Raw genomic sequence first — 14,129 nt, forward strand, 5'->3', positions numbered from 1 at the left:
TTTAATGAAACATCACGTATCACCAGATATCATATGTTTATTTTTAGAACAAGAAACCTTCATAAGCACGCCACATAAATATACGAATAAAATAAATAATCAGAAATACAACAATAGGTGAAATATCTATCGCACCAAGATTGGGCAGAAAACGCCGGATACGACCGAGAACTGGCTCCGTAGCGCGATAGAGAAAATTCCCTATCTCAGCAACAAGACGATTACGAGTATTCACAACATTAAATGTATACAGCCAAGAAAACACAGCACTAGCGATCAAAATATAAATATAAATATCGAACATAAAATCAATTATTCGAAACAATGCATAGATCATTCTTTATTCCTTTAGCAATCAACAGAATGGAAAATTGTATATAAAGTATTTATGAAAACAAACCTATTGAAAAACGACTTTATACTCTTATGCATTAAAACTTATTTTTTACGAGCAAGAAAAAATACAAGCATTTGAACCTTAAGCTACAGTATCGTAATAATGCAGACTAACGATAAATATCAAAAGAAGGAACGCGCTAGAAAACAGAGGAAAAGAACCGAAAAGAAAAAAGAGCTTAAAAAGCCTGAGAGCATATCTCTCACGCAACTCTCTAGCTATCGCAATGATCACTTTTTGCAAAAATGCACTAAATTAAAAGCGGCTTTTGAGAAGCCGCTTTTCTCTTGCTTTAAAAATTATTTCTGCAAGGCAGCCAAACGATTAAGTGCATTGCTAAAACCATTCAGCTGAACAAACAAATCATTTAGAGCTGGTTCACCTGAAACAGCAACCGTCATAGCTAATTTTAAATGCTTACCAGCACGCAAAGCTGCTATAAAATTCTTATCAAATGCTATTGGAACCAAACAACCTCCTGGATAACAGGTTCGAATAGCGGTTTCAATAACAGCCTTCCCATCATCGACTTGTAAATGAACAGGCTTAGAAACCAAAATGCCAAAAGGAACGAGCAAATCACCAGAAACGCTACCATCAGAATTGAGTTTAATTTCCGCAGCAACAACAATACGATTTTGATCATTCACTTCCTGACGGCTCATAGAGCAAACCTTTTTCCCCTCCTGTAAGCCACAGTGAACACGCCACAAACCATAAGTCTCGGTTAGAGAAGAAGCACCATTTGGCAATGAGGCCGCATTGGGTTTTGCATTCTGTGCAAATGCTGTAGAAGAAATGCTTAAGAAAGCAAAAATTACAAAGAAATTTACTATTTTTTTCATTTGATATCCTAGTTCTTTAAATAAAATGGAATCACTTTTTTCTAACAACGATGCACAATATAAAGCATTCTAGTAAAAAAATTATCTTTTACAATAATGTAATTTTCATAAATACCTAAGACTATTTTGAAATTCACGAACAACTTTCATATAAACATGTTTTTTAAAAGAAATAACAAGTGAAGGTAGTGTTTCCAGATCAACCCATTTCCACTGATCAAATTCTGCTATATTATCACCTGGTGGAGGATTAATTGCGATCTCAGAAAGCTCTCCTACAAACTGAAAAGCAAACCATTTTTGTATTTGTCCACGATACTTATTGTTTAAAACATATCCAACAAGTTCTTGTGGAAAATCATAATGAAACCATTCTTGTGCTTCCTTAATCAACTTTACTGATCGGATGCCTGTTTCTTCATAAAGTTCGCGCCGTGCTGCATCTAATGGCTTTTCTCCCTTATCAATCCCCCCTTGAGGGAGCTGCCAGCGCTTAGATATCTCAACGTTGTCATGAATATCTGTTATCAGACGACGTCCAATCCAAACTTTGCCTTCATGGTTAAATACAAGGATTCCGACGCCTTTCCGATAAGGAAGAGCATTAAAATCAACGATTGTATTCATGTAATTACTCCCTAAAGAGCCATATCCTATGAAAAATTATAAGCTTACAAAAACGTCTTCTTACTTCAAAAAATTTTTATTAGGATCTGGTGGAAATGCCGCATTCTCCATTTCACCTCGTAATAGCTGATAGGCTACTTTCAATTGAATATCATCCTTAGGATCTTTTGGAACAAAAGCAGCTGAGCCAGAACCTTTATCGCTTTCCTGGTTTCCTTTGATATGTCCTTTTAACTCAGATTCACCAACTTTAACATCGTGACCATTATATTTCTCAGGTAAGGGTTGTTCTACAATGATATCTGGTGTGATCCCAGTACCTTGAATTGATGTGCCAGCCGGCGTGTAATAAAGTGCTGTCGTTAAACGCAAAGCACCCTTGTCATCTAAAGGAATAATCGTTTGAACAGATCCCTTCCCGAAGGATTGTGTGCCTACAATTGTAGCACGTCGATGATCTTGTAAAGCACCTGCGACAATTTCAGCAGCACTTGCAGAACCACCATTAATGAGTACAATAAGAGGCTTTCCTTTGATCAGATCTCCCGGCTTAGCATCAAATCGTGTCACATCTTCTTTTTGGCGACCACGTGTCGATACAATCTCTCCTTTTTCCAGAAAAGCGCTTGAAACATTAACAGCTTGATCCAGTAAACCACCAGGATTAAGCCGCAAATCAAGAACATAGCCCTTCAGAATATCTTTAGAAATTTTAGTCTGAATATCTCGAATTGCCGATTGAAGATCACTAAAAGTCTGCTCAGAAAATTGGATGAGTTTTAAATAACCAATATCACTTTCAACGCGATGCTTAACCGCCTTCACCTTGATGATATCACGAATAACCTTAACCTCAAATGGCTCATCAACACCAGAACGAATAATTGTCAACGTAACTGGTGTTCCAATTTCACCCCGCATCTTGTTAACGGCATCATTCAATGTTTGACCATTTATTTGTACGCCATTAATTTTTGAAATTAAATCCCCTGCCAAAATACCTGCTTTTGAAGCAGGTGTATCATCCATAGGGGAAATAACTTTAACAAAGTTGTTCTCCATGGTCACCTCTATACCAAGACCGCCGAATTTTCCCTTCGTAGAAGCACGCATACTCTTGGCTTCTTCTGGATCCATATAAGATGAATGTGGGTCTAATGATGAGAGCATGCCATTAATAGCATTTTCAATAAGCTTTTTATCATCTGGAACTGTCACATATTTTTCACGCACGCGTTCGAAAACATCGCCAAATATGGACATCTGCTTATAAATATCTCCTTCATCATTTGCAGCAACAGACCGTGCCACCATTATTGTACTGGTGCCGAGCAATACCCCAGCGACCAAAAAAGTAACTTTACGAATCATTTTGGTTCCTTTTTGTTTTTTCAGTTCGCCACCAAAGGGTTGGATTCACAGATTTCCCCCACTTTCTAAATTCAATGTAAAGCACTGGAGTACTTTTGCCTATATCCAATGCAACAGTGTTCGCAATAGACTGTGCCCCCATTGTACCAAGAGGCTCGCCTGACAGAACAATCTGTCCCTGAGTTACATTAACCTTAGCCATGCCAATAAGAATGATATGATAACCACGTCCAACATTGAGAATAACTAACTGCCCATAAGAACGAAATAAGCCGGCAAAAGCAACAACAGCATCAGCTGGTGCTGTCACCACCGCTTCTGGTTCTGTTTCAATCATTTCACCAAAACGTGTAGCATGCGAACTATTATTCAATCTTTTAATTCTTTTACCCACAACAGGTAAAAACAAATGACCTTTTCGACTTTCAAAATCGAACTGCTCAAACAATTGTAAATTCTTCTGCAGCTGCGTTGGAGAATAAGACCGTGATTGATGATCAAGCTCCAAAATTAATTCTTCCAACGATTGAGCTTTTTTAGCAAGAGCAATATTCCTTTGCCTCTGCTCTATAAGTTCTTCTTCTGATCGTTTTTGTAATTTTGCTTTTTCGTTTAGTAAAAGCTCTAAATGTTTTCGTTGTTTAGCTTGATCTTGCACTTCAATTTTTAGAGCCGTATACTCCGCAGTAATTGAATTGCTTAAACTAGTCAATTTTCTAAGATTCGCCATCAAAGAAAGAGTTCTTTCTTGCATCTCAGGAATAATAGCCCCCAACAAAACAGAACTGCGAATAGAAGTCAAAACATCATCAGGCCGAACCATGAGAGCGGGTGGTGGATTCAAACCCATCTTTTCTAAAACAGCTAACACTTCTGAAAACTCAACACAACGGCTTTTTAAATTTTGGCGTACTTGCACTTGCTGTGCTATAAGTTTCTTAAGTTTTTTTTCTCTGTCAGCAATATAATTTGCAACGTCACGTTCTGCTTTAGCTACTTTGATTAATTCATCAGTCAAAGTACGTTGGTCTTTTTTTAAACTATCAACTTGACGAGCAAGAAAAGAAGCCTGCTCACGGGATACAGAAATATTCTGACGAATTTCTGTTAACGCTTTATGCATTGCTTCACGATTATTCATATCTCTCGCATATGATACCGACGAGCAAACCCCCATGCTCAACATCAGAACCACAGACATCATATGTCTCTTATATAAATGAAACCACTTCATTTGTCTCACTATAAAACCCAAACACCTCAACTCAGAATGCTTTAAACGGTATCATCTAAAACAATATTAATAAGTGCACAAATAGATGCTAAAAACCACATGAAAGAATCAATCAACGGGCAAGATAATGACGAAAAAATGACAGCCCTATCAAGCTTTTTTTATACGAAATACGCAATTTAACGCGACCATCGCATCCTACAATGGATCTTCAAATTTTCAATGACGACAGACAATAAAAACGATTTTTCATGCTCATTAAAGACAATAAATCAATACTTTTAAAGCAAATTTTTACAAAATTTTCCACGAACAAACGCAGCATCTCCCAAATTCATCTATTTGATATATTTGTTGCTCTACAAAATAAAATCTCACAGCTCTAGTTCTTGTAAAAACAAGCTAAATAAGAGATTTGCATCTCAATTGCCTCCCAACACAAGTCAGATTATATTATCTCAATCTGAAACAAGCCATATTTTTTCTAAATTATAAAAAGCACGAATTTCTGGACGAAACAGATGCACAATGATATCGCCTGTATCAATCAACACCCAATCACCCCCAACAAGCCCTTCTACCCTTGCTTTACCATGTCCACTATCTTTCCAAGTGTATAACAAAGTATCGGCGATCGCCGATACATGACGCTGCGAACGGGCTGAAGCAATAATCATGTAATCAACCAAAAATGATTTTCCCTGAAGATCAATAGATACAATATCTTCCGCTTTTGTTTCTTCTAAACTATTGAGAATAATATTAAGACTATCCGCCACAGAAAAGGATTCCTTTTCTACTAAAACGATATTACGATCGCACTTTTGTGAAGTATTTTCCAGATTGATATCCTTTCTTATTGTTCGAAATACAAAAAAAGAGAAGCTATTCTAAAAAGTAAAGTTGCAAAATATTATCCAATATTCAAGAAAAATCATTCTTCTTTAAACGAAGCTTCGTTGAAGACTGAAACGACAAAGGTCCATGCAAATAAGTCCAAACCGGTGGATCCATAAAAGGCAACATTTTACTTTTTCTCTCATCCAATCGAAAAGAACGATAAGTTCGTGCCATAGGAGAGGAGAGTGCTGAAAAACCTGTAAAAGGGCGGTCAACAACAGCAATCGGAAGCATGGAGACAAGATCATGCCACCGATGCCAATAATGAAACGTTGCTAGACTATCTGCACCCATAACCCACACAAAACGCACTCCGCTATAGCGTGTTAGAATATGAAAAACCGTTTCTACCGACGTTGTGCTCTCCATAGCGCGCTCAAAACCTGTTACACGAATCTTTGGATGATGAATAAGCTCAATACTTAATCGCATCCTTTCATGTAAAGGTGGTAATTCTGTGCAATCTTTTAAAGGATTACCTGGAGTAACCATCCACCATAATTGATTAAGACACAAACGCTGAATTGCACTCTTTGAGACAAGAAGATGCCCCTCGTGCGGAGGATTGAATGAACCGCCAAAAAGACCAACAATATTGGACTTTTCAACATGCGGCATCCGATTTTCCAATTGAAAAAACGACTGTTTCAAGGTCGAACCTGCCCATTTCCTCGAATATGATATTGAAATGATGTCAGCTGTTCAACGCCGATTGGCCCACGTGCATGTATTTTCCCTGTTGCGATACCAATTTCTGCTCCAAAACCAAATTCACCTCCATCGGCAAATTGTGTGGATGCGTTATGCAGTAAAATAGCCGAATCCAAATGATTAAAAAATATCTCCACCACCTTCATATCCTCAGCGATAATTGATTCAGTATGTCCTGATGAATAACGCTTAATATGCGCAATGGCTCCCTCAACATCATCAACCGTTTTAACAGAAAGAATTGCATCAAGATATTCATGTGACCAATCGTCTTCAGAGGCTAATTGAACCGATGGCATAAGCAAAACAATATCTTCTGTTGCACGAATTTCACACCCCTGCTCCTGTAAAGAAATCAAAACAGGAAGAAACTTCTTTAATGCCCGACGATCAATTAAAACGGTCTCTACAGCTCCACACACACCAGTACGCCGCAATTTCGCGTTCAAAACAACCTTACGTGCCATCTCTAAATCTGCCGATTGATCGATATAAATATGACATAGCCCTTCTAAATGCGCAAAAACAGGAACACGTGCATCCGATTGAACACGCGCAACAAGGCTTTTCCCACCACGGGGAATAATAACATCAATAGCTCCATCCAATCCCTTGAGCATTTCGCCAACAGCTCCACGATCTGTGGTTTCAACCATTTGGACAACATCTCGCGGTAAACCAGCCCGCTCCAGTCCTTTGATAAATGCAGAATACAGAGCATACGCAGAATGAAAACTATCCGAACCACCACGCAAAATTGCCGCATTCCCAGATTTCAAACACAAAGCACTCGCATCAATCGTAACATTTGGTCGACTTTCATAAATGATACCAATCACACCAAGAGGTGTTCGTACACGCCTTATATGTAGACCATTTGGACGTCTCCACTCACTTATCACTTGCCCAACAGGATCAGGCAAACAAGCAATCTGACGAACGCTATCGATAATGGCACGCAAACGTAATGGGTCTAACTTTAACCGATCAATCATCGCCGACTTCAAATTATTTTGAGCAGCAAGGGCCAAGTCCTGATCATTCGCATGCAAAATCTCCGTTGATTGATCCTCTAGACTCAGAGCTATCATTTCTAACGCATTTTTCTTCTGTTCCGCAGAAATAATTGCAAGCTCTGAAGCAGCAATCCGCGCTCTTTGCCCCATGGCTTTCATTTGTTCTTCCAAAGTCATGCGATGATTAATCCAAAAAAGAAATAAAGAACGTAAAGAATAGCTTTTTTAAGACTGATCGGTCAAGCAGCGTAAAACCATATCATTGCGATGTACCATAGCAGAGCGCGGCGCGTATCCAAGAATATCTTGTATCTCTTCGCTTTTACGCCCCATAATGATGACCGCTTCAGCTTTACCATAGCTTACAAGGCCACGCGCAATCTCGACTCCTTGTTTATCAACAATTGCAACCGTATCTCCACGCTGAAATATCCCTTCGACCGCTATAACACCTGCTGCTAATAATGACTTTCCAGATTCAAGCGCCTTAACTGCCCCCTCATCAATCATCAAAATACCTGAAGGATCTAAATGGCCAGAAATCCACGTTTTCCAAGCACTTACTGGTTTTTTACTGGCAGCAAAAAAACTACTGCGTTCACCACGATCAATCGCCGCAAGAGGATTCATACGCTTTCCTGAAGTAATGACCATAGCCGTTCCGGCAGAATTTGCTATTTTTCCCGCATCAAGTTTTGTCTTCATCCCACCTCGTGACAACTCTGAAGCTGCAAAACCTGCCATTTTTTCAATATCACCCGTAATGGACTCGATAAAAGGAACAAATTCAGCCTTTGGATCCAAATGGGGTGATTTCGTATAAAGACCATCAATATCGGATAAAAGGATCAAAAGATCCGAACCCATCATAGTTGCAACACGCGCCGCTAAGCGATCATTATCACCATAACGAATTTCGCTTGTTGCTACGGTATCATTTTCATTGATAACAGGCACTGCTCCAAAACGCAAAAGCGTATTAATCGTAGCACGCGCGTTGAGATAACGACGACGTTCTTCCGTATCAAACAATGTAAGCAAAATCTGCCCCGTTCTCAATCCACGTTGAGCAAGAACATCACCATAAGCTTTGGCAAGTTCAATTTGACCTAAAGCAGCACACGCCTGACTCTCTTCTAATTTTAAAGTACCACTCGGAAGATGAAGCAATGTTCTCCCTAAAGCAACCGCCCCAGAAGATACCAATAAAATCTCAACTCCTTTTTGGCGCAACTGTGCAATATCACTAGCCAAACTTTGCAACCATCCAACGCGCAAACCTGTTTGCGAATCAACCAAAAGTGCAGAACCAACTTTAATCACAATGCGTTTATATTGTGCAAGTTCTTGCAATCTAACTGTCATTTCAATCAGTCCTGCTCATCCTCAAGCATATCATCTGCGCGTGCCATTTCAATAACCTGCGCTATAGCTCGCAACACATTTTCCAAACCTTCGTGACTGACTGCAGAAAACATCATAACAGATCGGCCAACTGCACTTTGCAAAGCCTCTTGTTTAACTTTACGTTCCTCAAGAGTAAGAGTATCGATCTGGCTTAAGGCCACAATTTCAGTCTTATCACTCAAATTATGTCCATATGCTTCAAGTTCATGACGAACAACCCGATATGCTTTAATAACATCTTCTTCTTGAGCGGAAATTAAATGAAGTAAAACACGACAACGCTCTACATGCCCTAAAAAACGATCTCCTATCCCAACGCCTTCATGAGCACCTTCAATCAAACCGGGAATATCTGCCAAAACAAATTCACGCGCATCAATACGTGCAACACCAAGATTAGGATGCAAAGTCGTAAAAGGATAACAAGCAATTTTCGGTTTTGCAGCCGTTACTGACGCTAAAAAGGTTGACTTTCCAGCATTCGGCAAACCAATCAACCCCCCATCAGCAATCAGCTTCAAGCGTAACCAAATCGCACGCTCTTCTCCATTCAAACCCGGATTGGCACGACGAGGTGCACGATTCGTAGAAGTCACAAAGTGAAGATTACCAAATCCACCATTGCCTCCTTTGGCAAGGCGATACCGTTGACCAACTTCTGTTAAATCACAAACCAACGTTTCATTATCTTCTTCAAAAATCTGCGTTCCGACCGGTACTCTAAGGACAACATCTGCCCCCTTTTCACCCGTCATATTACGCCCCTTACCATGACCACCTGTTTTGGCTCTAAAATGCTGCTGATAACGATAATCGATCAGCGTATTAAGCCCATCAACAACGATAGCCCAAACATCACCACCACGTCCTCCGTTGCCTCCATCGGGGCCTCCAAATTCTATAAATTTTTCACGACGAAATGATACTGCTCCTGCCCCACCATTACCAGAGCGAATATAAACTTTAGCCTGATCAAGAAACTTCATGGAAATGCTCACAGAGGAATCAATGAATTCCCACTTCTATAGAAAATAGATTGATTTTACCAGTTTTTCATCATTAACAAAAGAAAAACGATATATCCTATCCCTAAAAACGGTCTCGAACATTCTGACATTCAAAAAAAATTTTAAACTCCTTTACAGAACAAGATATTGTTCTGCCTTAGATTTTCCTTTAAATGTAAGCGCTAAAAGATAAAGTTCTACGGACTCTGCGCGACTTGCAGGGGGTTTTACGTGATGAACCGTTTTAAAATTCTGTTTCAAGGTCGTAAGAAGAATATTTTCTGCTCCTCCTTGAAAAACCTTTGCTAAAAAATGTCCACCAGGCTTGAGAACCGAAATAGCAAAATCAGCAGCAGCTTCACACAAATGAATCGTCCGCAAGTGGTCTGTCTGGCGATGACCCGTTGTTGGCGCTGCCATATCCGAAAGAATGACATCTGGTTGTGTTCCTAATGCATCAATCAATTTCTGTGGTGCATTTTCATGCAAAAAATCCATTTCCAGCATCAAAACTCCAGGCAATGGATCCATATGCAAATAATCAATACCAACCACGCTTGGCTTTTGATCACTTGATCCAACTTTACTTGCTGCCACTTGACACCATCCCCCTGGGGCTGCTCCTAAATCAATTATTTTTTGGCCTTTTTTTAATATCTTATAACGCTCATCCATTTCGATCAATTTATAGGCAGAACGAGAACGATAACCATCCACTTTCGACTGATGGACATAAGGATCATTCAAATGTCTTTCTAACCATCGCCGTGATGACGCCTTAATGGTCCCTGCTTTCTTCCTTACTCTCTGAGATAATGCATGCGACCCTGAGCCACCACGTCCCCCTGTTGATGTTGTCGTCGTTTTTTTCATAATTGCTTATCACCTCCATGTCGTGATAGATGCTAGCGTCTGAAATCTCTATTTTTACGATAACGCCAGACACCGTCGCGCAACATCAACTCTGTTAAAATGCCTTCCCTTACCCCACGATCAGCAACCCTCAATCGTTGACTGGGCCAAACTTCTCGAATAACATCCAAAATAGCACAACCAGCTAAAACAAGATCCGCTCTCTCTTGCCCAATACAAGGGTTCATTGCTCGTTTTATTATATCCCAAGACAATAAGCGCTTCGTCACAAGGGTAATGTCTGCATTATCCAACCAAATACCATCAATGAGACGACGATCGTAACGCTGTAAATTAAGATATATCCCTGCTAAAGTTGTTGCCGTTCCTGAAGTCCCTAAAAGATAAAATTTCGATCCCTGAGCTAACGCTCCTAATTTGTAACGATCTGAAAAATTATTTAAAAACCCCCGCACATAACTTTTCATCTTTTCAAAATCATCTAAACTAATATCCCTCCCCCCGAAACGTTCCGCAAGCGTAACAACACCAACTGGAAGAGATGTCCAAGCTGTGATTTGTTCAGCCAAACGCAAAGAACGCTTTTGGGAAACATCAAGAAGCACAATTTCCGATGACCCACCACCAATATCAAAAAGCACAATTGCATCGGTATTCGGCTCAACTAACGTACCGCACCCTGAAACAGCAAAACGTGCTTCTGTTTCTCGACTAACAATTTCTAACTTAAGACCCGTTTCATTCAAAACACGCTGAATAAAATATTCACCATTTTTAGCAGCGCGACAAGCCTCCGTTGCAACAAAGCGATAACGCTTAATACGCTTTTGATCTAACTTCCAACGACAAATCTTTAAAGCTTCAATTGTACGATTCATAGCTGCTGTACTAAGGAAGCCACTACTTTCCAACCCTTCTCCCAACCTGACAATACGCGAAAAAGCATCAACAATGCGAAACGATCCAGGCCTACTAGGAGAGGCGATAAGAAGACGACAATTATTGGTTCCTAAATCAAGTGCCGCATAAAGAGGTGAGGGCTTTAATTGAGAAAAACGTGAAAGAAAAAGTGTTTTTGTTTTTTTGGGTTTGATATTTAAAATCTCTTGACCATACAATTCACACGCTATATTCGATTGGAAAAATTCTTGTTTCTGCTTCCAATGCTTTCTATGTAGATGTTTTCTCTTACCAACAGAAACAGAATACATCTCTGTCTGTAACAACATAGAATGATTATTGTGTTTCCCTCCGCGATGACTGCACGATTTCTCTGTATTAAAATCGTACTCTTCCCCTCGTTTTGGCTCGTTTGAACCATAATCTAACGGGATCATTTTCCCTCATCCTTATAAGCGTTTCCCCCCTAATAAGTAAACGCGAGAATTATTCTATTAATTATTAAAGCTCAACATAACAGTGCAGCATCACATGACCAATAGCAAGAAAATATATTAATTTTTCACTATCTGGACAGTGTTATACAAAGATAAATGCTAAAAAAATAAGAATATAATTAAAGTAAACTCTTAATTAATAAACAATAAAGTCTTATATACAAAGATAAAAAGATGAAAATATATCAACTACAATTGGTGTATTGAAACTCAATATAAATAACTTTAGCTCTCATGAATAAGAAAGGGAAAATAACCTCCTTTAAGCTCATGTAAAAATTTGAAATTTATTGAACATGAGAAAATACTTCTTCTAAAAAGTATCATTCTTTTTTCGAGAGCTAGCATAACTTAAATATTCAAAGAAAAAAATGAAATACAATGACTGATTAAATAATACCCCTGCGAATCCAGATCATTCTTGCAATTTACGTATTAATAAATTTTGACCTATCTCTGTAAGGAAGTCAGTGCTTCATTTAGCCCTTTAAATGGTGTAGTAAAAGAAAATATTTCCCCCTCTTTAATTTTATAGGAAATGCGGACATTTTTATTCTGCTCTATTTGCTTACTGAAGATCGGTCCTACGGGCGTTTGCGCTAAACAAACCGCGTGATTGCACTGCGTATAACGGATAAGAACAGGCTTCTTTAAACCATCTACAAAAACTTGGATAGGAACATCGGTATCAGCGTCTGGCAAAGTCCGTAAGAGCATAACCGGTTGGCCATTTTTTGTACTCACAAGAGACCAGCTAAAGATTGTATTATCATCTCCGTCATGGATAGCCTGCGTTACATTACATATACCTTGCTTAAGCGTTCGATTTTCATCGCAAATCAAAGTCCAATTATGAAATTGCGTAATAACTCGGCGCGTCTCACCAGCTTCCCCACCAGGAACAGATAATTTCGGCGGATGCACCGTGTAATCCCTGTCTTTTTCAGTAGCCAAACCCTCACTCTTACCTAATAAAACAAGGGTAAATAAAAGATATTTAAAAATATTCCAGTTTTTCATCATAAATTCAGTATAACGCTAATTCCTGCACCCACACCCACATAACCTCCAGCACTCGTTATAGACACATTAGAACGGATGTTCCCATTTTCAGATGTATAACCAGCACCAAAAGCAATTGCAGATTGGCTACGCCATAAACCACTACCCACTGCAAGACTTAACTTCCCAGGGATATCACCATAACGTAAATTAGATACCGCCAAACCAATAGCTGCTGCTTGCCTTGCTTCTTTTCGTGTATCCTCAATATTATAATTTAAAATGTTAAATTGTTCATTAACATATCCTTTATTATAGCCGATAGCATTTGAAAAAGTATTATCTATTTTGGTATTCACCTCTTTGAGAGCAGCATCCAACTGCTGTTGGGTGTAATCATGCAACTGGCCACCATTCACTGCTTCTTTCGAATCTTTTTCAATATGGCCATTAGCAAGATTATCAATAACTACAGGATCACTTTCATTGCCTCCCTTTAAAGTTATATGATTATTCTTTGTATTGTCAGTATTTTTATCGTAGTTAACAAATTCCTCAGGCATATTATTAGGTTTATTAACAGCACCATCAATACCGTTCAATAAGGTATTTATATTATCAATCTTATTTTCGATATCAGAAATATGCTTGTCAATTTCCCAAAGCTGACCACCATTGACAACATCAGTAGCATTTTCTTCGGTTGTACCACGTGCTACATTGACAATCTTACTGGCTTTCCCCTTATAATAAGCATCATAAGCATTATTTTTCTCATTCCAACCTAAAATCTCGAAATCTACCTTCTTCTCTACCGTGTTTTTGACATCAATAATACGGTCATTGAGATCTGACAGACTGCTATTAACACTATCAAAAGCAGCAGCAACATTATCATAGCCTTTCTTCTCACCCATCATACCATCAGCATTAACTTGAAAAACTTTAAATGTCGGAGCGATCCATTTGCCTTCCTCATATTTTGCACCACCGCCAAAATATTGCGCAAGATCAGTACCCATTGAATAAAGCTGAGAACCAGTAATGACATCACTTGAATCAGAAGCTATACGGCCATCTAGAATAGACGTAATCTTGCCTTTGTTATCGACTGAACCATGAACAGCAACAAAGGCGCGTTGCCCCTCATCCCATAATAAAGCATCTTGCTTAATTGCTTGAATAGTCGAGTTCATAACGACATTAATAGAGTTAGTGAGAATACCCTGAACTTCACTTTCAACTTTCGTAACTTTACCATTAAGATCCTTAACGTCACCCTCAACTTGCGTGACTTTATTGTCAACACTCTTAATAACACCGCCAAATTTATTAAAAAACT

Annotated in this window: 14 protein-coding genes; all 14 read right to left on the reverse strand. The window is 38.9% G+C overall.

From position 1 onward, the window contains the following. Positions 1-43: 43 nt before the first annotated feature. Positions 44-337: a YggT family protein gene (locus NPX98_RS03515; RefSeq protein ID WP_269022689.1), complete on the reverse strand. Its 294-nt coding sequence runs from the start codon at positions 335-337 to the stop codon at positions 44-46. Between the two features lie 359 nt (positions 338-696). Then, entirely contained in the window at positions 697-1,242 is a 546-nt protein-coding gene (locus NPX98_RS03520) for an invasion associated locus B family protein (RefSeq protein WP_269022690.1), read from the reverse strand. Between the two features lie 105 nt (positions 1,243-1,347). Further along, entirely contained in the window at positions 1,348-1,869 is a 522-nt protein-coding gene (locus NPX98_RS03525; protein ID WP_269022691.1) for an RNA pyrophosphohydrolase, read from the reverse strand. 60 nt (positions 1,870-1,929) lie between these two features. Next, positions 1,930-3,240, reverse strand: coding sequence for a S41 family peptidase (locus tag NPX98_RS03530; protein WP_269022692.1), 1,311 nt, complete (start codon positions 3,238-3,240; stop codon positions 1,930-1,932). After that, positions 3,230-4,444, reverse strand: a complete 1,215-nt coding sequence (locus NPX98_RS03535) for a murein hydrolase activator EnvC family protein (protein ID WP_269022693.1) — start codon at positions 4,442-4,444, stop codon at positions 3,230-3,232. The genes NPX98_RS03530 and NPX98_RS03535 overlap by 11 nt, the downstream gene beginning before the upstream one ends. A 488-nt stretch (positions 4,445-4,932) precedes the next feature. Further along, on the reverse strand, positions 4,933-5,334 hold the full coding sequence (rsfS, locus tag NPX98_RS03540; RefSeq protein WP_269022719.1) for a ribosome silencing factor: 402 nt from the start codon (positions 5,332-5,334) through the stop codon (positions 4,933-4,935). Positions 5,335-5,398: 64 nt separating this feature from the next. Continuing rightward, positions 5,399-5,992, reverse strand: coding sequence for a nicotinate-nucleotide adenylyltransferase (locus NPX98_RS03545; protein ID WP_269022694.1), 594 nt, complete (start codon positions 5,990-5,992; stop codon positions 5,399-5,401). A 29-nt stretch (positions 5,993-6,021) separates the two neighbouring features. Beyond that, entirely contained in the window at positions 6,022-7,278 is a 1,257-nt protein-coding gene (locus NPX98_RS03550) for a glutamate-5-semialdehyde dehydrogenase (protein WP_269022695.1), read from the reverse strand. Positions 7,279-7,326: 48 nt separating this feature from the next. Next, entirely contained in the window at positions 7,327-8,466 is a 1,140-nt protein-coding gene (gene proB / locus NPX98_RS03555) for a glutamate 5-kinase (RefSeq protein ID WP_269022696.1), read from the reverse strand. A gap of 5 nt (positions 8,467-8,471) precedes the next feature. Next, entirely contained in the window at positions 8,472-9,494 is a 1,023-nt protein-coding gene (gene obgE / locus NPX98_RS03560) for a GTPase ObgE (protein WP_269022697.1), read from the reverse strand. Between the two features lie 153 nt (positions 9,495-9,647). Further along, complete coding sequence (locus tag NPX98_RS03565; protein ID WP_269022698.1) at positions 9,648-10,388, reverse strand: RlmE family RNA methyltransferase; 741 nt, start codon at positions 10,386-10,388, stop codon at positions 9,648-9,650. Positions 10,389-10,420: 32 nt separating this feature from the next. Continuing rightward, positions 10,421-11,725: a Ppx/GppA phosphatase family protein gene (locus tag NPX98_RS03570; protein WP_269022699.1), complete on the reverse strand. Its 1,305-nt coding sequence runs from the start codon at positions 11,723-11,725 to the stop codon at positions 10,421-10,423. 510 nt (positions 11,726-12,235) lie between these two features. Continuing rightward, the gene (locus tag NPX98_RS03575) at positions 12,236-12,808 is read right to left on the reverse strand and encodes an invasion associated locus B family protein (protein WP_269022700.1); all 573 of its coding nucleotides are present in this window, start codon (positions 12,806-12,808) and stop codon (positions 12,236-12,238) included. Continuing rightward, a partial coding sequence (locus tag NPX98_RS03580; RefSeq protein ID WP_269022701.1) for a YadA-like family protein occupies positions 12,805-14,129 on the reverse strand: 1,325 nt, incomplete at its 5' end. The genes NPX98_RS03580 and NPX98_RS03575, both read right to left, overlap by 4 nt.

It is taken from the genome of Bartonella sp. A05 (assembly GCF_026930145.1).
Taxonomy (GTDB): domain Bacteria; phylum Pseudomonadota; class Alphaproteobacteria; order Rhizobiales; family Rhizobiaceae; genus Bartonella.

Bases quoted from the DNA above. Each gene is read 5' to 3' on its own strand.
- NPX98_RS03550 (WP_269022695.1), bottom strand. From the start codon at position 7,278: ATGACTTTGGAAGAACAAATGAAAGCCATGGGGCAAAGAGCGCGGATT.
- NPX98_RS03520 (WP_269022690.1), bottom strand. From the start codon at position 1,242: ATGAAAAAAATAGTAAATTTCTTTGTAATTTTTGCTTTCTTAAGCATT.
- NPX98_RS03525 (WP_269022691.1), bottom strand. From the start codon at position 1,869: ATGAATACAATCGTTGATTTTAATGCTCTTCCTTATCGGAAAGGCGTC.
- NPX98_RS03570 (WP_269022699.1), bottom strand. From the start codon at position 11,725: ATGATCCCGTTAGATTATGGTTCAAACGAGCCAAAACGAGGGGAAGAG.
- NPX98_RS03515 (WP_269022689.1), bottom strand. From the start codon at position 337: ATGATCTATGCATTGTTTCGAATAATTGATTTTATGTTCGATATTTAT.
- obgE (WP_269022697.1), bottom strand. From the start codon at position 9,494: ATGAAGTTTCTTGATCAGGCTAAAGTTTATATTCGCTCTGGTAATGGT.
- NPX98_RS03565 (WP_269022698.1), bottom strand. From the start codon at position 10,388: ATGAAAAAAACGACGACAACATCAACAGGGGGACGTGGTGGCTCAGGG.
- NPX98_RS03545 (WP_269022694.1), bottom strand. From the start codon at position 5,992: ATGCCGCATGTTGAAAAGTCCAATATTGTTGGTCTTTTTGGCGGTTCA.
- NPX98_RS03530 (WP_269022692.1), bottom strand. From the start codon at position 3,240: ATGATTCGTAAAGTTACTTTTTTGGTCGCTGGGGTATTGCTCGGCACC.
- NPX98_RS03575 (WP_269022700.1), bottom strand. From the start codon at position 12,808: ATGATGAAAAACTGGAATATTTTTAAATATCTTTTATTTACCCTTGTT.
- NPX98_RS03535 (WP_269022693.1), bottom strand. From the start codon at position 4,444: ATGATGTCTGTGGTTCTGATGTTGAGCATGGGGGTTTGCTCGTCGGTA.
- proB (WP_269022696.1), bottom strand. From the start codon at position 8,466: ATGACAGTTAGATTGCAAGAACTTGCACAATATAAACGCATTGTGATT.